Source organism: Flavobacterium sp. LC2016-13, from assembly GCF_009707955.1.
GTDB lineage: Bacteria > Bacteroidota > Bacteroidia > Flavobacteriales > Flavobacteriaceae > Flavobacterium.
Genome location: NZ_WMDQ01000009.1, coordinates 77,850 through 100,911, shown reverse-complemented (window position 1 = coordinate 100,911; position 23,062 = coordinate 77,850). Strand labels below are relative to the sequence as shown.

The 23,062-nt window shown below is 32.5% G+C and carries 20 protein-coding genes and 1 pseudogene; 15 read left to right on the top strand and 6 right to left on the bottom strand.

Annotated elements, in window-relative coordinates:
• Window positions 1-174 precede the first annotated feature (174 nt).
• The 4 genes and pseudogenes from GKZ86_RS17995 (at window position 175) to GKZ86_RS17980 (ending at window position 4,604) form a co-directional block, all read left to right on the top strand.
• On the top strand, window positions 175-1,140 hold the full coding sequence (locus tag GKZ86_RS17995; RefSeq protein WP_154784447.1) for a T9SS C-terminal target domain-containing protein: 966 nt from the start codon (window positions 175-177) through the stop codon (window positions 1,138-1,140).
• 91 nt (window positions 1,141-1,231) lie between these two features.
• On the top strand, window positions 1,232-3,094 hold the full coding sequence (locus GKZ86_RS17990; RefSeq protein ID WP_194632550.1) for an ABC-F family ATP-binding cassette domain-containing protein: 1,863 nt from the start codon (window positions 1,232-1,234) through the stop codon (window positions 3,092-3,094).
• A gap of 227 nt (window positions 3,095-3,321) precedes the next feature.
• The gene (locus GKZ86_RS17985; protein WP_154784446.1) at window positions 3,322-4,101 is read left to right on the top strand and encodes an O-methyltransferase; all 780 of its coding nucleotides are present in this window, start codon (window positions 3,322-3,324) and stop codon (window positions 4,099-4,101) included.
• Window positions 4,102-4,207: 106 nt separating this feature from the next.
• Window positions 4,208-4,604, top strand: a pseudogene (locus tag GKZ86_RS17980) (XRE family transcriptional regulator).
• A gap of 91 nt (window positions 4,605-4,695) precedes the next feature.
• Here GKZ86_RS17980 and GKZ86_RS17975 read toward each other — a convergent pair.
• Window positions 4,696-5,352, bottom strand: a complete 657-nt coding sequence (locus tag GKZ86_RS17975) for a DUF6565 domain-containing protein (RefSeq protein ID WP_154784445.1) — start codon at window positions 5,350-5,352, stop codon at window positions 4,696-4,698.
• A gap of 311 nt (window positions 5,353-5,663) precedes the next feature.
• Here GKZ86_RS17975 and GKZ86_RS17970 point away from each other — a divergent pair, with 311 nt between their 5' ends.
• From GKZ86_RS17970 to GKZ86_RS17930, 9 genes are all read left to right on the top strand, one after another.
• Entirely contained in the window at window positions 5,664-6,350 is a 687-nt protein-coding gene (locus GKZ86_RS17970; RefSeq protein WP_154784444.1) for an ABC transporter ATP-binding protein, read from the top strand.
• 92 nt (window positions 6,351-6,442) lie between these two features.
• Window positions 6,443-7,012: a cob(I)yrinic acid a,c-diamide adenosyltransferase gene (locus GKZ86_RS17965; protein WP_154784443.1), complete on the top strand. Its 570-nt coding sequence runs from the start codon at window positions 6,443-6,445 to the stop codon at window positions 7,010-7,012.
• 196 nt (window positions 7,013-7,208) lie between these two features.
• The gene (locus GKZ86_RS17960; RefSeq protein ID WP_007138072.1) at window positions 7,209-7,430 is read left to right on the top strand and encodes a DUF2795 domain-containing protein; all 222 of its coding nucleotides are present in this window, start codon (window positions 7,209-7,211) and stop codon (window positions 7,428-7,430) included.
• An 89-nt stretch (window positions 7,431-7,519) separates the two neighbouring features.
• Window positions 7,520-10,867 carry a preprotein translocase subunit SecA gene (gene secA / locus GKZ86_RS17955; RefSeq protein ID WP_154784442.1) on the top strand — a complete coding sequence of 1,116 codons (3,348 nt, stop codon included), beginning with the start codon at window positions 7,520-7,522 and terminating at the stop codon, window positions 10,865-10,867.
• A 380-nt stretch (window positions 10,868-11,247) separates the two neighbouring features.
• Window positions 11,248-11,421, top strand: a complete 174-nt coding sequence (locus GKZ86_RS25475; RefSeq protein ID WP_228526602.1) for a hypothetical protein — start codon at window positions 11,248-11,250, stop codon at window positions 11,419-11,421.
• Between the two features lie 96 nt (window positions 11,422-11,517).
• The gene (locus GKZ86_RS17945) at window positions 11,518-13,677 is read left to right on the top strand and encodes a TonB-dependent receptor (protein ID WP_154784440.1); all 2,160 of its coding nucleotides are present in this window, start codon (window positions 11,518-11,520) and stop codon (window positions 13,675-13,677) included.
• Window positions 13,678-13,867: 190 nt separating this feature from the next.
• The gene (locus tag GKZ86_RS17940) at window positions 13,868-15,454 is read left to right on the top strand and encodes a PepSY-associated TM helix domain-containing protein (RefSeq protein ID WP_154784439.1); all 1,587 of its coding nucleotides are present in this window, start codon (window positions 13,868-13,870) and stop codon (window positions 15,452-15,454) included.
• An 86-nt stretch (window positions 15,455-15,540) separates the two neighbouring features.
• A complete protein-coding gene (locus GKZ86_RS17935; protein WP_228526603.1) occupies window positions 15,541-16,176 on the top strand; it encodes a DUF2306 domain-containing protein in 636 nt (211 codons plus the stop codon).
• Window positions 16,173-17,063: a YARHG domain-containing protein gene (locus GKZ86_RS17930; protein ID WP_154784438.1), complete on the top strand. Its 891-nt coding sequence runs from the start codon at window positions 16,173-16,175 to the stop codon at window positions 17,061-17,063. The genes GKZ86_RS17935 and GKZ86_RS17930 overlap by 4 nt, the downstream gene beginning before the upstream one ends.
• Before the next feature lie 145 nt (window positions 17,064-17,208).
• On the opposite strand, the gene GKZ86_RS17925 is transcribed toward GKZ86_RS17930, so the two are convergent.
• The 5 genes from GKZ86_RS17925 to cysC all read right to left on the bottom strand — a co-directional run bounded on the left by GKZ86_RS17925 (window position 17,209) and on the right by cysC (window position 20,582).
• Entirely contained in the window at window positions 17,209-17,871 is a 663-nt protein-coding gene (locus GKZ86_RS17925) for an RNA methyltransferase (protein ID WP_154784437.1), read from the bottom strand.
• A gap of 65 nt (window positions 17,872-17,936) precedes the next feature.
• Window positions 17,937-18,311 (bottom strand): hypothetical protein, encoded by a 375-nt coding sequence (locus GKZ86_RS17920; RefSeq protein WP_154784436.1) that lies wholly within the window; start codon window positions 18,309-18,311, stop codon window positions 17,937-17,939.
• Between the two features lie 30 nt (window positions 18,312-18,341).
• Window positions 18,342-19,310 carry a sulfotransferase family protein gene (locus GKZ86_RS17915; protein ID WP_154784435.1) on the bottom strand — a complete coding sequence of 323 codons (969 nt, stop codon included), beginning with the start codon at window positions 19,308-19,310 and terminating at the stop codon, window positions 18,342-18,344.
• 9 nt (window positions 19,311-19,319) lie between these two features.
• The gene (locus tag GKZ86_RS17910; protein WP_154784434.1) at window positions 19,320-20,003 is read right to left on the bottom strand and encodes an aspartyl/asparaginyl beta-hydroxylase domain-containing protein; all 684 of its coding nucleotides are present in this window, start codon (window positions 20,001-20,003) and stop codon (window positions 19,320-19,322) included.
• A gap of 15 nt (window positions 20,004-20,018) precedes the next feature.
• Complete coding sequence (gene cysC, locus GKZ86_RS17905; protein ID WP_154784433.1) at window positions 20,019-20,582, bottom strand: adenylyl-sulfate kinase; 564 nt, start codon at window positions 20,580-20,582, stop codon at window positions 20,019-20,021.
• Window positions 20,583-20,745: 163 nt separating this feature from the next.
• On the opposite strand from cysC, the gene GKZ86_RS17900 reads away from it, so the two are divergent.
• Together GKZ86_RS17900 and purB are read left to right on the top strand one after the other, a co-directional pair.
• Window positions 20,746-21,435 carry an NAD-dependent deacylase gene (locus tag GKZ86_RS17900; protein WP_154784432.1) on the top strand — a complete coding sequence of 230 codons (690 nt, stop codon included), beginning with the start codon at window positions 20,746-20,748 and terminating at the stop codon, window positions 21,433-21,435.
• 207 nt (window positions 21,436-21,642) lie between these two features.
• Window positions 21,643-22,989, top strand: a complete 1,347-nt coding sequence (purB, locus tag GKZ86_RS17895; protein ID WP_154784431.1) for an adenylosuccinate lyase — start codon at window positions 21,643-21,645, stop codon at window positions 22,987-22,989.
• Window positions 22,990-23,062 lie beyond the last annotated feature (73 nt).

Sequence of the window (23,062 nt, the reverse complement as noted above, 5' to 3'; positions counted from 1 at the left end):
TTCTTTGTTAAAAACGTAAAAGATGAAAATGTCTTATTTTAATACAATAAAAACCTGATAGTTTCTAAGATGTTAATTATATCTAAATTTTTTAAGATATCTAATATTTCATTCTTACAAAACAAGATATATTCTAAAAGACTACTTTTATCAAGGATATAGAATTTAAAAAAAATGAACAAAATAGTATTCTTTTTCTTGATAGTTGTTATGCCAACCTATGCTCAGCTTAAAGGTTGTACCGATTTTTTATCTAAGAATTATAATTCGACAGCAATAGTAAATGACGGATCTTGTAATTATAAATCCCTTAAAATAAAACCTCAGTATTCGAAAAACCTCAGCGATTCTATTAAAGAAACCTCTGGCTTACTTTATTTTGATGAACTATTTTGGACCCACAATGACGATCATGATAAAACTATTTACGGTTTGGATTCTTTAGGGAAAATCAGAAAAAGAATAATTTTGAATAATGCAATAAATCACGACTGGGAAGAAATTTCACAAGACAGTTCGTATTTATATATTGGGGATTTTGGAAATAATTATTCAGGAAACAGAGTTAATTTACAAATTTTAAAAATCGAAAAAAAATCATTTTTAGAAGGAAACCCAGTCATAGAAACCATTTCATTCAATTATTCTGATCAGACAGATTTCAATTTAAAAAAACCAAACACTACTAATTTTGATTGTGAAGCTTTTATTGTTTCAAAGGACAGTATTTATTTGTTTACTAAACAATGGAAATCTTCTAAAACCAGTATTTATGCATTATCTAAACAAGCAGGAAATCATATTGCAAACTTCAAAGTAACTCTTAATCTAAAAGGACTCGTAACCGGCGCTGCTTATCTGGAAGATAAAAGACTTGTTGCGCTATGTGGTTATTCAAAAATTGGAAAACCTTTTATATATCTTTTATACGCTTTTAATAATCACGATTTTCTCTCCGGAAATAAACGAAAGATTGATCTTCAGCTTTCTTTTCATCAAATAGAAGGAATAGCAACAAGAGACGGCTTGCATTATTATTTGACCAATGAATCTTTGGTTCGAAAACCTGTTTTGAATATTCCTCAACAGATTCATCATTTTGATTTAAGTCCTGTGTTGAATTCTTATCTCCATAAATAATTCGCAAATCGCAATATAATAGTTTACTTTTGCAAAAAGTTCTGTTTTTAAAACATTCATAACTTATAATTTATAACTTATAATTTACAAAGTGAATTACTTATCTGTAGAAAATATATCGAAGTCGTTTGGTGAGAAAACATTATTTGACAACATTTCATTCGGAATTAATAAAGACCAAAAAATCGCTTTTATTGCCAAAAATGGTTCTGGTAAAACAACCATAATGAGCATTATTAATGGTTTAGACGAACCAGATACAGGACAAGTAGTTCTAAGAAAAGGTATCAAAATGGCTTTTCTTTCTCAAAACAACAATTTACAAGAAGAATTGACTATTGAAGAAAGTATTTTCGCTTCAGATAATGAGACTTTAAAGGTTATTGAGAAATACGAAAAAGCATTAGAAAACCCTGATGATGAAGAGGCTTACCAAAAAGCTTTTGACGGAATGGACCAGCATAATGCATGGGATTTTGAAACGCAATACAAACAAATTCTATTCAAATTAAAACTGGAAGATTTTAAACTTAAAGTGAAAAATCTTTCAGGAGGACAAAAAAAACGTCTTTCATTAGCCATTATTTTGATCAATCGCCCTGATTTATTAATTCTTGATGAGCCAACCAACCACTTAGATCTTGAAATGATTGAATGGTTAGAAAGTTATTTTGCCAAAGAAAATATTACATTGTTTATGGTAACGCACGACCGTTTCTTTTTAGAACGTGTTTGCAATGAAATTATCGAGTTAGACAACGGAAAATTATACCAATATAAAGGAAATTACTCTTATTATTTAGAGAAAAAAGAAGAGCGAATTACCTCTGAAAATGCGAGCGTTGACAAAGCTAAAAACTTATTTGTAAAAGAATTAGAATGGATGCGCCGTCAGCCAAAAGCAAGAACGACTAAATCGAAATCACGTCAGGATGATTTTTATGTAATTAAAGAAAAAGCACAAAGCCGTCGTCGTGAAAATAAAGTTGAACTTGAAATTAATATGGAACGTATGGGAAGCAAGATTATCGAGCTTCACAAAATCTCCAAAAAATTTAAAGATCACGTTATTCTGGATAATTTTAGCTTCGATTTTCAACGTGGAGAACGTATCGGTATTATTGGTAAAAACGGAACCGGAAAATCTACTTTTTTAAATCTTCTTACGGGAACACTTTCGCTCGATAGTGGTCGTGTGGTAAAAGGAGAAACCATAAAAATTGGTTATTATACACAAACAGGAATCAACCCGAAACCAAATCAGCGTGTAATTGATATTATTAAAGAATACGGAGAATTTATTCCGCTTGCAAAAGGCAGAATGATTTCGGCTTCACAATTATTAGAACGTTTTCTTTTTGATGCTAAAAAACAATATGATTTTGTCGAAAAATTAAGTGGAGGAGAATTAAAGCGTTTGTATTTATGTACTGTTTTAATCCAGAATCCAAACTTTTTAATTTTGGATGAGCCAACTAACGATTTAGACATTGTAACGCTAAACGTCTTAGAAAGCTTTCTTTTAGATTATCCAGGATGTTTATTGGTCGTTTCTCACGACCGTTATTTTATGGATAAAATTGTCGATCACTTATTTGTTTTTAGAGGAAATGGTGAAATCGAGAATTTCCCAGGAAACTATTCTGATTTCAGAGCTTATGAAGATAGTGCCGATGTTGCTCAAAAAGAAGAAAACAAAGCCGAAAAGAAAGATTGGAAACAAAATAACCCAACAGGAAATTTAACTTTTAACGAGCAAAAAGAATATCAAAAACTAGAAAGAGAAATAAAAGATTTAGAAATTGATAAAACTAAAATCGAACAATTATTCTCTGAAGGAAAAGTAGCTGATGCCGATATCGAGAAAAAAGCAAACGAACTACAGAATATTATCAATAAAATAGATCAAAAAGAAGAGCGTTGGTTTGAACTTTCAGCTAAAATAGAAGGATAGTTATTAGTTTTCAGTCTCAGTAACAGTTTTCAGTTTTTTATTTTTCGCAATAATTATTTTATAAAAAATAAGTTTTTTCCTATTTTTTTTAATATCATTGCAAAAAATAAATAATGGATTTTAAAGAATTATTAGCTTATAAAAAATCATTTGAACTTGCTATGGCCCAAAACGTAACTAATACTGAGACTGAAATCTAAAACTGAAATCTAAAATTGAGACTGTAAATGTTATTTCAAATAAAATCATATCTAAAATTCTTATGGCATTCTAAAAACGAACATGCCGTACATTCGCCTTTTGTCTTTAATTTGTTGACGAAATGTTTTTATGATAAAAAACAAAAGCAGGAATATTTGATTTTAAGGAATTACAGAAAATCTCTTTTAGAAAATAAAAATTTTATCGAAGTAACAGATTTTGGTGCGGGTTCAAGAGTTTTTAAATCTAATAAAAGACAAATTTCAAAGATTGCCCAAACTGCCGGAATTTCTCCAAAACGAGCAGAATTATTGTTTCGGGTAACTCGTTATTTTGAACCTGCAAACATTCTGGAAATAGGAACTTCGTTAGGCTTGGCCACTTCTGCCCTCGCCTTGGGAAATGTAAACGCAAAAGTAATTACATTAGAAGGTTGTCCACAAACGGCTTCAGTAGCAAAAAACCAACTTCACAAATTTAGTTGTGAGAATGTAGAAAATATAATCTCAGAGTTTCAGCAGTATTTAAGTAACCTGAAACCTGAAAGCTTAAATTTCAACCTGATTTATTTCGACGGCAATCATTCTAAAAAAGCAACTCTAGCTTATTTTGATCTTTTATTACCAACTATAGACAACGATTCTGTTTGGATATTTGATGATATTCATTGGTCTGCAGAAATGGAAGAAGCCTGGGGAATTATTAAAAATCATCCGAAAGTTACCGTTACCATAGATACTTTTCAGTGGGGATTTGTTTTCTTTAGAAGGGAACAGGAAAAAGAACATTTTGTAATTCGGGCATAATATCTGACAAAAAAAGATTTTTCTGAGATGTTTTTTTATCTTTGAAATTCAGATTTTTTAGTACAGATAGCTTTATCTTTGAACCTTCAGAAAAATGACACTCATTATGGAACAGAAAATTCATCAGGGAAGAAACGTAAAACGCTTCAGAGAAATGCTTGGTATTAAACAGGAAGCACTGGCTTATGATTTGGGAGAAGACTGGAACCAAAAGAAAATTTCTATACTGGAACAGAAAGATGTAATTGAAGATAATCTACTAAGACAAATATCTAATTCTTTGAAAATTCCTGTTGAAGCTTTTCAAAATTTTGATCAAGATCAGGCATTAAATATTATTGCTAATACTTTTAGTGATAGCACATTAATAATTAATAATTAATAACTACAATCCAATTGAAAAGATTATCCAATTGCATGAAGAAAAAATTGCACTGTATGAACGTATGCTGAAAGAGAAAGATGAAATGACAGCAAGGCTTGAAAAACTAATCATCAAATAAATTTCAGAACGAGACATATTTCATATTAAAACATAAAAAAATGACAACCATTTCTGATTGTCATTTTTAAAATCTAATTTCAAATTTAACCTTATTTTTTAGCAGCAGCAGTTTCTTCAGACTTAGCTCCCATTCTGTTTAAAGTATACATTGGAGCAAATTTGATTTTTAACCCTGCGATTTTTCTGTTATCTTCAGCTGTCAAACCTTCTTTTTCAACCGTATTTTTACGGCTGTCAAGTGCTTCGTACATTAATTTAATTTCATCCCAGTCTTCACGAGAATAACTGTCTTTATTATTTTCTACAGTATGAACGAATTGTTGATAAACACTATGAATATTTTGAGCATTAACCCATGCAAAACTCATATCCTCACCAATTTTTCCTTCTCCAAATAATGCATTACGCAATTGTTGTTTTGGAGTTACCGGCGGAGCTAGTTTAACCGTCATTTCGTTTTTAAATTCTTCGTATTTAGTTTTACTCGTATTTATTCTTTCAGTTTCAGCTGCATTGTCTTTAATATCTGCAAGTGCTAATTGTGCATTTGCTGCTCTTCTGTCGTATTCAGCTTCAACATCTTTCCAATCTGCTTTCAAATCGTCAGCTTTCACATTTTTTACAGAATCGACATACGTTACGTATGCATCGATTGTTTTTTTAGCCTGTTCTTGTTTTTCGTCTTTACATGATGTAAAACTTAATGCAATTAATGCAATTCCTGATAAAATTTGTATGTTTTTCATAATCTTGATTTTTAAAAGTTATAAGACAAATATAGTTAAAAAAATGAATAATTATAAATTATAATTAAAAATTTAATACTTAAAATAAAAATAATTTAATAAAAATTATAAAATATGATAATTATATAAAAACATATTAAAATCATATAACAACTTTTTCTTTGAATTAGAATATAATTTTATAACAAAACCTTATTTATAAAAAAATGAACTTCGTAACACCTGATTCTTGTAACAAAAATCAATTCCCCACTACTTATTAAATTATTGAAAAGTGTTTTGTACTTTTAAATCCAAAATTGAAAAACGAAATGGCAAATCCATTAATTAAAATAACTGACATAAAACGAAATTTTGTACTTGGTAATGAAATCGTTTATGTTTTAAAAGGAATTGATTTAGAAATAAAAAAAGGCGAATATGTAGCTTTAATGGGACCTTCGGGATCCGGAAAATCGACTTTAATGAATTTATTAGGTTGTTTGGATACGCCAACTTCCGGACATTATGTTTTAAACGGAAAAGATGTCAGCCAGATGAAAGATGATGAATTGGCCGGAATTCGAAATAAAGAAATTGGTTTTGTTTTTCAGACTTTTAATCTTTTGCCAAGAACTACTGCTTTAGATAATGTAGCTTTACCAATGATTTATGCCGGATATTCAAAATCTGAACGTAACACAAGAGCTGTAGAAGTTTTGACTCAGGTAAATCTTGCCGACAGAATGGATCATCAACCCAATCAGCTTTCGGGAGGACAACGCCAGCGTGTGGCAATTGCACGTGCTTTGGTTAATAAACCTTCTATTATTCTTGCCGATGAACCAACAGGAAACTTAGACAGCAAAACTTCTGTAGAAATCATGAAACTATTTGGAGATATTCATGCATTGGGAAACACTGTAATTCTTGTAACTCACGAAGAAGATATTGCTGCTTATGCACATCGCGTTATTCGTTTAAGAGACGGATTGATTGAAAGTGACACAACAAAATAATTTTAGATTGCTGAATTTTAGATTTTAGATTGTTTTCTAAATCTGAAAAACTTAGTTCCTCAGAACCTTAGCAACTTAGAACCTCAAAAAAAATGAAAGTATATACAAAAACCGGAGATAAAGGAACAACAGCTCTTTTTGGAGGCACACGCGTTCCTAAAGATCATATTAGAATTGATAGTTACGGAACTGTCGACGAATTAAACTCTTATATAGGACTTATTCGCGATCAGGAAATTGATTCGCATTATAAAACTATCTTAATCGAAATTCAGGATCGTTTATTTACTGTTGGCGCTATTTTGGCAACTCCGGCAGAAAAAGAGGTTTTAAAAAACGGAGAACTCCGATTAAAAAACCTTGGAATAATTGATACTGATATTGAATTATTAGAAAACGAAATAGATAAAATGGAAGAAAGCCTTCCGCAAATGACTCATTTTGTTTTACCCGGAGGACACCCAACTGTGTCACATTGTCATATCGCAAGATGCATTTGCCGTCGTGCAGAGCGTTTGGCAGTACATTTAAGCCATAATGAACACGTTCCTGAAATCGCAATTAAGTACTTAAACCGACTTTCTGACTACCTTTTTGTCTTGGCACGGAAGTTGTCGTCAGACTTAAAAGCGGATGAAGTGAAATGGATTCCGAGAAAGTAAAATTATAGATTTTAGCCCCGATCCCGAAACTTCGGGACTGGACAGATTTTAGATTTTTAAGGATTCATCAATCTAAAATCAACAATCTAAAATCTGCAATTAATAAGGACGTTCTTAAATTTTCTTAAAATAAATCAAAATTTACTTGTCTTTTTCAGTAAAAAATTTATTTTTGCACAAACTAAACAGATAACAGATGTATTGGACATTAGAATTAGCATCTTATTTAAGTGATGCGCCATGGCCTGCTAACAAAGACGAACTTATTGACTACGCTATTAGAGCTGGTGCTCCATTAGAAGTAGTAGAAAACCTTCAGTCAATCGAAGATGAAGGGGAGATATACGAATCAATGGAAGAAATTTGGCCTGATTATCCAACAGACGAAGATTATCTTTGGAATGAGGATGAATATTAAAAAATAAACCAAAGGAAAAAGTCTCATCATAGAGACTTTTTTTTTGGTTCTAAATACAACATTTACATAAAATAGAAATACAATAAATCATGAGTTTCATAAACAGTATTATAAAAGTCTTTGTAGGTGATAAATCACAAAAAGATGTCAAAGCTTTACAGCCTTATTTAAACAAAATTAAAACATTCGAAACCAGCTTAATGAGTTTGTCTCACGACGAATTGAGAGCGAGAACCGTTTATTTTAAAGAAAGAATAAAAGAAGCCAGAGCTGACAAAGATGCTAAAATTGCTTCGCTTAAAGCAGAAGTAGAAAACATCGAAGACATCGATAAAAGAGAAGATCTTTATGATGCTATAGATACTCTTGAAAAAGAGGCTTATGAAATCTCAGAGAAAACTTTATTGGAAATTCTTCCTGAAGCTTTTTCTGTTGTTAAAGAAACGGCTCGTCGTTTTAAAGACAACTCTTTCATTGAAGTTACTGCAACTCCAAAAGACCGCGAATTTTCTGCTGGAAAAAGCTATATCACAATTGATGGTGATAAAGCAGTTTGGGCTAATAAATGGAATGCTGCCGGTAAAGAAATTACATGGGACATGATTCATTATGATGTTCAGTTAATTGGAGGAATGGTTTTGCATGAAGGTAAAGTTGCCGAAATGCAAACGGGAGAAGGTAAAACATTGGTTGCTACACTTCCTCTTTACTTAAACGCTTTGACAGGAAACGGAGTTCACTTAGTAACTGTGAATGATTACCTGGCAAAACGTGATAGTACATGGAAAGCGCCTTTATTCGAATTTCACGGTTTATCTGTAGATTGTATTGATAATCACCAGCCAAGTACAGAACAAAGAAAAAAAGCATACGACGCTGATATCACTTACGGAACTAATAATGAATTTGGTTTTGACTATTTAAGAGATAACATGGCACACTCGCCAAGCGATTTAGTGCAAAGAAAACATAACTACGCCATTGTCGATGAGGTCGATTCTGTATTAATTGATGATGCAAGAACGCCACTTATTATTTCAGGACCGGTTCCGCAAGGAGATCGCCACGAATTTAATGAGTTGAAACCAAAAATCGAAAACTTAGTAAGTCAACAACGTCAGTTAGCAAATGGTTTCTTAGCTGAAGCTAAAAAATTAATCAAAGAAGGAAACACTAAAGAAGGTGGATTCTTATTATTAAGAGCTTACAGAAGTTTACCTAAAAATAAAGCATTAATTAAATTTTTGAGTGAAGAAGGAATTAAACAATTGCTTCAAAAAACCGAAAATCAATACATGCAGGATAACAACCGCGAAATGCATAAAGTTGATGAAGCTTTGTATTTTGTAATTGAAGAAAAAAATAATCAGGTAGAATTGACTGATAACGGTATTCAATACCTTTCAGGAGATACTGATGCTGACTTTTTTGTACTTCCGGATATTGGAACTGAAATCGCTGCTATCGAAAAACAAAAACTGGATAAAGATGCTGAAGCAGAAGCTAAAGAAAGATTATTTCAGGATTTTGGAGTAAAAAGCGAGCGTATACACACTCTTACACAACTTTTAAAAGCTTACGCTTTATTCGAAAAAGATGTAGAATATGTGATCATGGACAACAAAATTATGATTGTCGATGAGCAAACAGGTCGTATCATGGATGGTCGTCGTTATTCTGACGGTTTACACCAGGCGATTGAAGCTAAAGAAAACGTAAAAATCGAAGCTGCTACACAAACTTTTGCAACCGTTACATTACAGAATTATTTCAGAATGTACAGCAAATTAGGTGGTATGACAGGTACAGCGGTTACAGAAGCTGGAGAGTTATGGCAAATTTATAAATTGGACGTTGTTGAAATTCCAACAAACCGTGCAATTTCAAGACAAGACAAAGAAGATTATATCTACAAAACTACACGTGAAAAATTCAACGCTGTAATTGAAGATGTTACTGAATTATCAAACGCAGGAAGACCGGTATTGATTGGAACAACTTCTGTAGAGATTTCAGAATTATTGAGCCGAATGTTGAAAATGAGAGGCGTTACACATAACGTTTTGAATGCGAAAATGCACAAACAAGAAGCTCAAATCGTAGAAGAAGCAGGAAAAGCCGGAGTTGTAACCATTGCAACAAACATGGCTGGTCGTGGTACCGATATTAAATTATCTCCAGAAGTAAAAGCTGCCGGAGGTTTAGCAATCGTGGGTACTGAACGTCATGATTCTCGTCGTGTAGACAGACAGTTACGTGGTCGTGCAGGACGTCAGGGAGATCCGGGAAGTTCTCAATTTTATGTTTCTCTTGAAGATAACTTAATGCGTTTATTTGGTTCTGAAAGAGTAGCAAAAGTTATGGACAGAATGGGACTTCAGGAAGGTGAAGTTATTCAACATTCTATGATGACTAAATCTATCGAGCGTGCTCAGAAAAAAGTAGAAGAAAACAACTTTGGTGTTCGTAAACGTTTATTAGAATATGATGACGTAATGAACTCTCAACGTGAAGTAGTTTACAAACGTCGTCGTCACGCATTGTTTGGTGAGCGTTTAAAACTGGATATTGCAAACATGCTTTATGATACTTGCGAATTAATCGTAAGTCAGACTAAACCAATCAACGATTTCAAAAATTTCGAATTTGATTTGATTCGTTATTTCTCAATCACTTCTCCAATTTCAGAAGCTGATTTCTTGAAATTAACTGATATCGAAATCACCGGAAAAATATACAAAGAAACTCTAGCATTCTATACTGAAAAAACAGAAAGAAGCGCAAGAGAAGCTTTCCCAATCATTAAAGGAGTTTACGAAGAGCCAAATAATCATTTTGAGCGTATCGTAGTTCCGTTTACTGACGGAATCAAAACTTTGAATGTTGTTACTGATTTGAAAAAAGCTTACGAAAGTGAAGGAACACAATTAATTGCTGATTTCGAGAAAAACATCACTTTATCTATTGTTGATGAAGCCTGGAAAAAACACTTGCGTAAAATGGACGAATTGAAACAATCTGTTCAATTAGCCGTTCACGAGCAAAAAGATCCATTGCTTATTTACAAATTAGAAGCTTTTAATTTGTTTAGAGGAATGTTAGACAACGTAAACAAAGAAGTTATTTCATTCTTGTTCAAAGGTGATTTACCAGCTCAAAACGTTACATCTGAAATTCACGAAGCAAGAGAAGTTCGTCAAAAAGAAAACTTCAAATTAAGCAAAGACGAAATTGTAAACAGCGAAGACATCAATCGTGAAGCTGGAGAAACACAACAACGTCAGGTTACAGAAACCATTGTGAGAGATAATCCAAAAATCAATCGTAATGATACTGTAACAGTACAAGAAGTTGCAACTGGTAAAACAGAAACAATGAAATTTAAAAAAGCAGAAACTCTTTTAGCTTCAGGAGCTTGGGTTATTGTTAAAGAATAAGTTATATTTCTAATTCGATATTAAACTTAACAGGTTTTAAAAACCTGTTAGGTTTGTCAATCTAAAATATCTTCAATGGCATTGCTATTGGAGATATTTTTTTTTGAAAAAGCCTCAAAATAAATTCGTTCTAAAACGAATAAAATGTACTTTTGCATCGAAACATCGAATCAGCTTTGAAAAAGTTAATTATCATATTTCTTTCCTGTATGCTTTTACTGCCCTCTTTTGGCAGTTTCTTTGTTTACACTTCTTTCAAATTAAATCAGGAAGAAATTTCAAAAACCATCTGTGTACAACGAAAAATGGTTTTTAATTCGTGTAACGGTCGATGTGAGCTTCAAAAAAGTTTAAAAAAATACGCCGACAATGAAAAAAGGATGCAAAACAACCTGAAAGAAAAAGCAGAAGTTGTTTACATTCAAAATACCACTACAACTAATTTTAAATTAGTAACGCTAATAGAATCAAAAGCAAAGGTTTTCGCTTCTTTTGATAAAAAACCAATTTCGGTTTCGAAAGCTACTTTCCGACCTCCATCCTATTTTATATAAATTTCAGTCACACTTTTCAATTCGTTTGAAAAGACTTTTTCTTGTCTCAAAGTCAGGAAAAAACGCATGTTACTTTTAAAATTTATATAATCTAAAATGAAAAAAATATACTTTATCCTATTAATCATAGGACAATGTGTTTTGGCGCAAAACAAAGTAGAGAAAGACACAACAAAATCGCAAGAACTTGAAAACGTCTTTATAACAGCCAACAGAACTGCAACTTTACGCAAGGAAACTCCTGTAGCCATTAGCAAAATAACAGCCAAAACAATCAACGAAACTAAAGCCACGGCAGTTTATGAAATCATAAACAAAACTCCGGGTGTTTTAATGGTAAACTTAGGAAACGAACAACACATGATGTCGATTCGTCAACCTATGACCACTAATGCTTATTATTTATATCTGGAAGACGGTTTGCCAATTCGCCCAATGGGAATCTTCAATCACAATGCTTTGCTTGAAATTAATCAATATAATTTACAAAGTATTGAAGTTGTAAAAGGACCGGTTTCTTCTCTTTATGGACCGGAAGCTGTTGGCGGGACAATCAATTTAATTTCACTAAAACCACCAGTTGATCCTGAATTTAAATTTGGCGTTCAGGCAGATAATTATGGATATCACAGATTTCAGGCTGCCGGTGGCGCAACAATCGGGAAAGTTGGTTTTCATATTGCAGGAATTTCAAGTTTACAGGAAAATGGCTGGATGACTTATTCTGATTACAATAAAGATAATTTGAATGCAAGAATCGACTATAACATTTCGTCTTCTACCCGATTGATAAGCAATACGATGTATGGAAAATATTATTCAGATATGAGCGGAACTGTTAATGAAGATTCTTTTAATAACAGAACATACAAAAGTACATCTGATTTCACGTATAGAAAATCTGATGCCTTAAGAACACGATTAACTTTAGAGCATGATTGGAATGCTAATTCAAGCAGCTACATTACAGCTTATTTGAGAGATAATAAATTAGGACAAAATCCTTCATACGGAATTAAATGGAGCCCGACTGTAAATCCTACAACAGCAAAAGGCGAAGTAAATTCAAACAATTTTAAAAGTTACGGCGCCATTGGCCAGCATACTCAAAAGTTTGATTTTCTGAATACAAAACTTGTTGCAGGCGCGCTGTATGATTATTCTCCGGTTACGTATTGGGCTTATGTAATTGATTTAAAAGCTAATCTGAATCCGGGAGAAGTTGGTAAACAAACCGTAGATTCTTATGAAATTATTGCAGAACATCCAGAATCAAAATTAGCTGATTATAGCGCCGACATTTTCAACTCTGCGGGATATGCACAAGTAAGTTTTAATCCCATCGAAAAATTAATTATTACAGTTGGAGGTCGTTACGACAACATGAAAGTGAATTACGACAATGCTTTAGACCAATCTACAGGAAGCAAAGTGTATGATAAAATGACTTTTAAAGCGGGAGCAAATTATAATCCGGTAGAATTTGCAGGCTTTTACGGCAATTATTCTCAAGGTTTTGCGCCTCCAGGAATTACATCAATTTTTAGAACAAAACCAGGAACCGGAGGAACAACAGGCGTTCCTGCAGATTTTTATTATAACCTGAAACCTGCTACATTCAACAATTATGAAGTTGGCGGATGGCTATCTTTCCTTGAAAACAAATTAAACTTTGATTACGCCTTGTACTATATGGAAGGCGAAAATGAACTTTTAAGTATTAAACTTCCGGATAACTCAACAGATTATCGTTCAGCCGGAGAAACACGTCATAAAGGAGTTGAATTTGGAGCTTCATACCGACCTTCAAAACAATTCAATATTCGTCTTGGCGGAACTTATGCGCAACACACTTATATTGATTTTAAACTTTCTGACAAACCAAGCGATCCAGTTCAGGATTTAAATGGAAAAGAAATGCCTGCAGCACCAAAATGGTCCGGAAATTCTGAGGTAAGTTATTACCCAAACTGGCTTCCAAATCTAAGAACTTCTGTAGAATGGCAACTTGTGGGAAGTTATTACCAAGATCAGGTTAATACCGTAAAATATGGCGGTTACAATATATTTAATGCCAGAATTGGATATCAATGGAAAGGAATTGAAGTTTACGGAAACGTGCTTAACCTAACCGATAAATTATATGCTTATAATGTTTCGAGAGCCAATACAACAAATGCTCAACCAACGTATACTGCAGCAGCACCAAGAACTTTTGTGTTTGGAATACAATACAATTTTTCATTAAAAAAATAGATTTTTTTATGCCACAGATTAAAAAGGATTATTTTAAAAAATCATTCTAATCATTTTAATCTGTGGCATAAAATAATAATTATTAGAAGCTAATCCCGCTCTCGGCTTTATCTTTTTATGTCCGCCGCGGCGGACATAAAAAGGATATCGCCTCCATCGGGGCTAAAAAACAGCACTAAATCATAAGAATATGAGTAAAGAAAAAAAGTCTAAGAAAAAAGATTCGAAGTTTGTCAAGAAAATCAAACAGCACATGTACAAATGGCACCGTACGATTGGTTTGATCACGATTATTCCTGTAATTTTCTGGACATTATCAGGATTGATGCATCCTTTTATGGCGCATTTTTTTAAGCCTGAAATTGCCCATGATAAATTAGAATCACAAACGATTGACAAAAACCAATTGCATTTTTCGATTCAGGAAGTTTTAGAAAAAAACGAAATCACCCAATTCAAAAATTTCCGAATTGTTTATTTCAACAACACTACTTTTTATCAGGTAAAAACAATCTTTGGTGAACTTATCTATTTTGATGCTTCAACTGCTAAAAAGCTGGAAAATGGAGATCAAAAATATGCTGAATGGCTTTCGCGCTATTTCCTGGATGACCAAAAAAGTGCCATTAAAAATAGCGAGGTTGTAACGGAATTCACCTCACAATACAAATACGTAAATCGTTATTTACCTGTTTACAAATTAACTTTTGACCGCGATGATGCCATGCAGGTTTATGTAGAAACCTCTTCTGGCAAATTAGCCACTTACAATCCAACGTCTAGACAAGCTTTTATCTGGTTTTTCGATACTTTTCATAACTGGTCGTTTATTGATGCGATAACCAATAATAGTATCCGAATTATTACGATGCTTTTCTTATTGTCAATTATCGGGTTTTCTGCCTTGAGCGGAATCTTAATCTATGGTTTGTTGTGGAAACAATTTAAAAAAACAGATCATTTAGCACCAAAAAAAGGACTTAGAAAATACCATCGCCAAATTGGGATTTGGGTTTCGTTTTTTACTTTGACTTTTGCTTTTAGTGGGGCTTATCACGCAACAACAAAATGGACGCCCTACACTTTGTCACAAATGGTTTATGAACCAACATTTAAAACAAAGGAAATTACGACAGCCAATAATGCATTGAATTTAGACTGGACTCGTTTTCAGAATGCGAGTATTATTACTTTAAACGACACGACTTATTTCCGTTGTCAATTGCTTGAAAAAGGAAAATTCAAAACTTCAAAAGTAGATTCTAATTCAAAATGGAATAAAAAAGCAGATCCAAAATCAGAAGTCATTTACATTAATGCTGCAACGAATAAAGTGACACCAAATATTGATCTTCAATATGCTGAATATCTGGCTTATTATTTTACAGGCGGAGCTCCGCAAGCAGCTTGCTGCGAAATGATCGAAAGTGCTGACGAACCTGAAGTATCATTAGAAAATGCAAAACTATTAGAATCAAAAGTTTTAACTGATTTTGAAAGCAGAGAATATGGTTTTGTCAACAAAAGACTGCCAGTAGTAAAATTGGTTTATGACACGCCTGAAAAAACAACTTACTTTATAGAAACGGCAACTTCAAGACTGGCAGCCGTAATTAAAAGTTCAGATGTAGTCGAAGGTTATTCGTTTGCTATTTTACACAAGTTTTTATTTATGGATTGGGCCGGAAAAAATATTCGCGATCTTAGCATGGTTTTAGCTGCTTTAACCATTTTGATTGTTAGCATTCTTGGTTTCATTTTGTTTTTGAAAAAATAAAATAATCTCATTTACAATACATCCCTCAATACAAAAGTATCGGGGGATTTTTTTTACATTTACGCTAAATAATCTTCAAATTAAAATTGAAAAAAAACCTCCGTATTTTTTTGCCCTTTGCATGGATAGTTTGCTTTAGCTATTTTTTCATATTGATGATTAAAATCACATGGCAGTACATTCCATTTAAAAATGAAGTTGCTTTTCTTCAAATCAAACAAACTGAAGTTACTGAAATTCCTTTTTACCTCACATTTTTCTATCTCCATGTGTATTCGGCAATTTTTGTTTTGCTCGCCGGATTTTTTCAATTCAACAATTCTCTTTTAAAAAAATACCCGAAATTACATCGAAACATAGGCAAATTTTATGTTTTAGTCGTTTTGTTTCTAAGTGCGCCTTCCGGATTATTTATTGGTCTTTTTGCGAATGGAGGCTTGTATTCCAAAATCTCATTTGTTAGTTTATCTCTTCTATGGTTTTACTTTACACTGAAAGGTTTTCTCTTTATCAAAAACAAAAATATCGTTGGGCACAAGGCATTTATGCTTCGAAGTTTTGCTTTAACATTTTCTGCAATAACCTTGCGTTTCTGGAAGGTTATTCTAGTATATTTGTTTCACCCCTCGCCTATGGATGTTTACCAAATCATAGCTTGGCTGGGCTGGATTCCTAATTTATTAATCGTTGAATATTATCTTTATAACCAATTAAAAAAATGAAAAAACTTTTTTGTTTACTGTTATCGATATTCCTTTTTTCTTGTAATTCTAAAGAGAAAAAAACTGTAAAAGACAGCGCCGAAAGTCTGGCTAAAGAAATTAAAACTGATTTGTATGGTTCATACGTAGGCGATTTTACTGCTTTAGAACGTGATACAAACGGAATTCAAAAAGAAAACGATGTCAACAAGATCAATATTATCATCAAAAAAATTACATTAACAGAAGTTACCGGACAAAGCGTTGTTGCCGGAAATAGCAGAGCGCTTAAAGGCCAGATGACGGTAGAAGGCAATACAATTCATTTTGTACTTAAAGAACCTGGCGATGATAAAAATGATGGTGTTTTTGATTTTGAAATAAAAAATGATACTCTTTTAGTGGGAACATGGACTGCCAATAATACTAAAAAAGAAGTTACTAAAAGAAAGTTTGAACTTGCTAAAAAAGATTTTAAGTATAACCCAAATGTAATGCTTCCGGAGGGAGGATTGTACATTGATTACGCAAATCCAAAAGAAGAAGAGGTAACAGATGAAGGAGAAGACACAGAAAGCGGCAAACCTGAAACCTATATGTCGACTGTATACAGAGCAGCTTCAGAAAGCATTTTAACCATCAATTCATCAACACAAAAACTGAAAGAATCTGATGTTAAAAATCTAAAGAAAATTGATTTGGAGATTCTTAGAAATACCATTTTCGCCAGACACGGACTTACTTTTAAAACAAAAACGGTTCGTCAGTTCTTTGATAGCGTAGATTGGTATATTCCGGTTTCAGATAATGTAAATAGTGAATTGACAAATGTTGAAAAAGAAAATGTCGTTTTACTGAAGCGTTTTGAAAAATACGCCGAAAACAACTATGATTCTTTTGGAAGATAAATATTTTTTCTGCCACAAATTCTCACGAATTTTCATGAATTTTTATCCTGCAAGGTTTCCAAAACCTTGTAGGTTTAGAATTTAAAGGTCTACATAATAAACACCTACAAGGTTTTGGAAACCTTTCAGGAAAGCGAAATCGAAATCATCGTGGGTTTTCCTCGAAATAACGAGCCTCAATTCGTTTAATATCTTTTATTGAGTTTTTAGCCCAATCTAAACGTTTTTCAAGAATTTCTTCGTCTGTTAATTGCCAGTTTACATCAGATTCACGCAATCTGTTTGTCAGGTTTTGAATAATGATTGCGGCTGAAACAGAAATATTTAAACTTTCTGTAAAACCAACCATAGGGATTTTTAAAAAACCATCAGCTTTTTCCAGAATTTCCTCCGATAATCCGTCTCTTTCAGTTCCAAAAAATAAAGCACTTGGTTTTGTAATATCAAAATCTTCCATCAAACAATCATTTTCATGGGGCGTTGTGGCAATAATTTGATAGCCTTGATTTTTTAATGTTGAAATACAATTGGTAACAGAATCGAATTTATTAATATCAACCCATTTTTGGGCGCCCATTGCAATTTCTTTATCAATTCGTTTTCCGTAACGCTGTTCAATAACGTTAAGTTCCTGAATTCCAAAAACCTCACAACTACGCATAACCGCACTTGTATTGTGCATCTGAAAAATATCTTCAACAACAATAGTAAAATGTTTTGTTCTGTTTCCGAGAACTTTCAGAAATTTTTCTTTGCGATTATCCGTTAATATATTTTCAAGAAAAGCGAGGTAATCTAAATCAATCATTTTAAATCTTATTTAAAGCAAAAATACATTTTAAAAGAAGTATTTGGGTTGCTTTATTTCGATTTTTATTTAAAAAGTCCATCAACTACATCCTCAAAAATAGCTTCGCCAAAGCTTTTCTTTTTATCTTGATTTGGAAAAATTGGTTCCGGTTCTATATTACTCATTTCCCTTTTAAGCAATACATTAGTATGTGCAAAAGAATAATATTTTTGCGATTCTATTTTATAAGGATTAAAACCCGGCTTAGGATTATAAATAGAAAACTGAATAGGGAAATTCAGGTATTTTTGATAATCTATAGCATAATTATCCTTCTGTGAAAATTCAAAATTTACTACAGAAGTATTGCTACTAAATGAAATTATATTATCCGTTTTAGTTTGGGCAACCAAAACAGTATTCGCCGGAAAGACTAGTAATAAAAGTAGCTTTTTCATTGGATAAAAGTAAGAAAAAACATTTATGCTTCAACGATCTGAATATTCAAGAAATTTATTATTCAATTTGTCGTGCAAAATAGTAAGCGTTTCAAAATCTATCTGCAAAGATTCTTCTTTAAAGGCATCTCCGGTAAAATCAGCATTTTCATTTTTAGAATGTTTTTGTAAACGATCGTACATTTTGTCTAATTCATTATTAGAATAATTGGCGTTAATGAATGTTAAAAATTGCTCTACAACCTGTTTCATTCCTTCATTATAATTAAGGATTGTAACATTTTTATCTTCTTCATAAAAATCAAGAAATCCCTGAAAATATTTCTCTAAAACCAGTGCGCCATATTGCTGAAAACTTATTTCCTCCATTTCTTTAGCCGAAATTCCAAAAACATTTGCAGGCAATACGTTAGGCACCATGTGCATTCCCATCTTTTTTTGATGCGATTTTAAAACTTCCGTTGGGTTTCTATACAGCAAGGCAAAAGGTATTTGAGGAAAAACAAATCTTAAATAAGGTGCTTTAAAAATATGCCAGGCATCTAGTTTTATGATTAAATGCTGCTGTTCCGGAAATCTTTTTTGACCTAATAATTTTAATACAGCTTTTATAAGAACCTCTTTTTTCCCTAAACTAAAAAGATCACTTCTTAAAATTTGATCTATAATTGGCGCTTCAGAAATCATTATATTTTCTGAAGAAGTTGCCAGAGACTGGCTCAACATCGTAGAACCGCAACGCGAAACATGAAAAACCAACGATTTTAATTCGACTGAAATTAATTCTTCAGACCATTCTATAAGATTTTCTACAGTGCTTATTATTTTAAATGCTTTTGAATTGTACTCATGACTTAGGCATTTCAAAATAGTTTCATCAAAAAAAGGTTCGACATATTTTAGATCGCCCAGATAAATCCATTCAAAATATACCTGATTATCTTTTTCGACCAAATTATTCGGGATCCAATTAAAAAGAGGATGATGTATGTTTTCCATTTGTGAATTTTATTTTTCTTGTAACGCTGCAATAAGTTTAGCCGATGTTTCTGATGGATTTCGAGAAAGTTCAGCAATAATTTGTTGTTTCATCTCGTCTGAATATTCATTTTTATTTGGAGAATACTGAATATCAAAACCCATTTTAGCAAACAATTCATCAGACCATTCATTTCTGATACAATCGAGTGTAAAATGAATACGCGGTTCGTTACTTTTATTTTCGACACTATGCGGAAGCTGAAAATTAGCGTACCAGCATTCTCCCATTTTCATGGGAACAAGTTTTTTATCCACATAAAAAAACACGTCAGAATTCGTTATAATGGGAATATGAATTCTAAAAAAACCATCTTCATAAGAAGTATCGTTATCAACATGTTCTTTAATTTCACTTTTAGGATCTAAGCGCAGCAATCTCACAGCTTCTTTTTCGCATTGAAACCAATCCATAATTTCCTTAAAATAATGACAGCGATCGAGCAAACTTGTATTTTTATATTCCTGATTTGCAAATGACATAATATCATTAGTTAAACCAGATTGCGATCTTAAAGAAACACTTGTCCAGTTTCCTTCATATCTGTTTGTATTAAAATGCGGTGTCCATAAATCCTTTTCGCATATAATAAGATCATTTTGTAATTTATCAATAGAAAAAGAAATAGGAAGTTTGCTTGAAGAAGGATTCATATATTTATAATTGGTTTACAAATTAGATTTTAACTCTAAGTTATTCAAATTTACATAAGATACGCTTTCAATAATAAACTCGTAAAGTTTATTGGTTGAAAAAGAAACCGCTTCTAAATCTGTTTTTAATACTAAATCTGCTTTTGCGGGAGTTTCGAAAACATCGCTTATTCCTGTAAAATTATTTATTTTATTGCTGTCGTTATCCGGAAGCAACGCTTTTTTATACAGTCCTTTCGGATCTCTTTTAATGAGGTTATCTATGGAACAATCTAAAAATACGGTTCTTACAAATGAATATTTTCTCAATTCATTTCTTAGATTTTCATACGGATTTATTACTGATATTAAAACGATTGTATCTTCTTGAACAAAATTTTTACCAACATTAAAAAGGCGTCTGACATTTTCGCAGCGGTCTTTTTTAGAAAATCCTAAATCTTTGCAAATCGTTTTACGATAAACATCTCCGTCAATTATTTCGACTTTATAACCGTTTTCAAGCAGCAAAGAGGTAACGTTTTGCGCTAATGTCGTTTTTCCCGAACCCGATAATCCTGTAAATTGTACTAAAATCATTTAAAACTTATTTTCTTTTATCCACACTAAAATTAAATAATTTGTAAAACCCGAACAATACGTATAATTACCCTAATTGCTTCTCAAAGTTTTAAATAATCAAGTCTTATTTTTTAATGAATTGGAGGAGTAAATCACTATTTTTATCTTTTAATTTAATAAGATGAAAAAGAAACTTGTTGTTTTAACGGGTGCGGGAATTAGTGCCGAAAGCGGAATTAAAACTTTTCGCGACAGCGACGGATTATGGGAAGGTCATGATGTAATGGAAGTTGCAACTCCTGAAGGCTGGCATAAAAATCAGGAATTGGTTTTAGACTTTTATAACAAAAGACGCCAACAGCTTAAGGAAGTGCAGCCTAATTTAGGGCATCAAATTTTAGCAGAATTAGAACAGGATTTTGATGTTCATATCATCACACAAAATGTCGATGATTTGCACGAACGCGCCGGAAGTACGAAAGTTTTGCATTTGCATGGAGAATTATTAAAGGTAAGAAGTACTAGAAATAGAGATTTAATTTTAGACTGGACAGACGATTTATATACTGGCGATCTTGACGAAAACGGACATCAGTTACGTCCGCATATTGTTTGGTTTGGCGAAGATGTTCCTGCGCTGGAAGAAGCTATTGAAATTACTGAAACTGCAGATTATTTTGCCGTAATTGGTACATCTTTGCAAGTTTATCCGGCGGCGGGATTAATTTCCTATACCTATAGTATTACGCCTGTTTTTTATATTGATCCTAAACCAATTGCGATTCCTAATATTCAAAATAAAGTTGAAGTTATTGCAAAAGTTGCGTCTGAAGGTGTTGCAGAATTAAGAGAAAGATTAAAATTGATTTAGAAATAATAAAAAGGTAAGCACAAATTTCAATTAGCACGAATCTTAATTCTTTCGAATTATTTACGATAAATAAAAAAATTAGTGTCAATTCATGAAATTTGTGTTTTCTGTTTTTTTCCCTTTTAAAATGTCTTCAATTGACTTTGTGATTACTTCTAATCCGCAAATTCTGTTTATATTTGCACCTTTCGAACAAACAACATAACAATGACTACTTTAAACGAATTGAATGCTATATCGCCAATTGACGGAAGATATAGAAGCAAAACCCTTTCATTAGCACCTTATTTCTCTGAAGAAGCTTTAATCAAATACCGTGTATTGGTTGAAATTGAATACTTTATTGCCTTGTGCGAAGTGCCATTACCTCAACTTTCTGGTGTAAACCCAAATTTATTTGACAGTTTACGCGATATCTATAGAAAATTTTCTACAGAAGATGCACTTTGGATTAAAGAGACTGAAAAAGTAACGAACCACGACGTAAAAGCCGTTGAGTATTTTATTAAAGATGCTTTTGAAAAATTAGGTTTATCTCAATATAAAGAGTTCATTCACTTCGGATTAACATCTCAGGATATTAATAATACAGCTATTCCGCTTTCTACAAAAGAAGCTTTTGAGCAGGTTTATATGCCATCTTTAATTGCTTTGATTTCAAAATTAAAGGAATTAAGCGTAGAATGGAAAGACATTTCAATGTTGGCCCGTACGCACGGACAACCGGCTTCTCCTACTCGTTTGGGTAAAGAACTTTTGGTTTTTGTAGAACGTTTAGAAGAGCAAATGCGTTTGTTATTCAATATTCCGTTTGCGGCTAAATTTGGTGGAGCAACAGGAAATTATAATGCACATCACGTGGCATATCCACAAATCGACTGGAAAAAATTTGGTAGTAAATTTGTAGAAACAGATCTTGGTTTGCACCATTCTTTCCCAACAACTCAAATAGAACATTACGATCATTTTGCTGCATTTTTTGATGCATTAAAAAGAATCAACAATATCATTATCGATTTAGACCGTGATATCTGGACGTATGTTTCTATGGATTATTTTAAACAAAAAATCAAAGCCGGAGAAATCGGATCATCGGCAATGCCACATAAAGTAAACCCAATTGATTTTGAAAATTCTGAAGGAAATTTAGGAATGGCTAATGCTATTTTTGAACATTTATCTGCTAAATTACCAATCTCAAGATTACAGCGTGATTTAACTGACAGTACCGTTTTACGTAATATTGGAGTTCCGATGGGACACACTATTATTGCTTTTGAAGCATCATTAAAAGGGTTAAACAAATTACTTTTAAACGAAGGTAAATTTGCCGAGGATTTAGAGAAAAACTGGGCAGTTGTAGCAGAAGCAATTCAGACAATTTTACGTCGTGAAGCATATCCAAATCCGTATGAAGCTTTAAAAGGTTTAACCAGAACAAATGAAGCGATTGACAAAAAAGCAATACACAATTTTATTGCGACTTTAGAGGTTTCTGATGCTATTAAGGAAGAATTAATGCAGATAACACCTAGCAATTTCACAGGAATTTAAAGAAAACCTAAAATATTTTCTCAAAAAAAGCTATCTTTATCGAGATAGCTTTTTTTATTTACCTCGGGAAGCT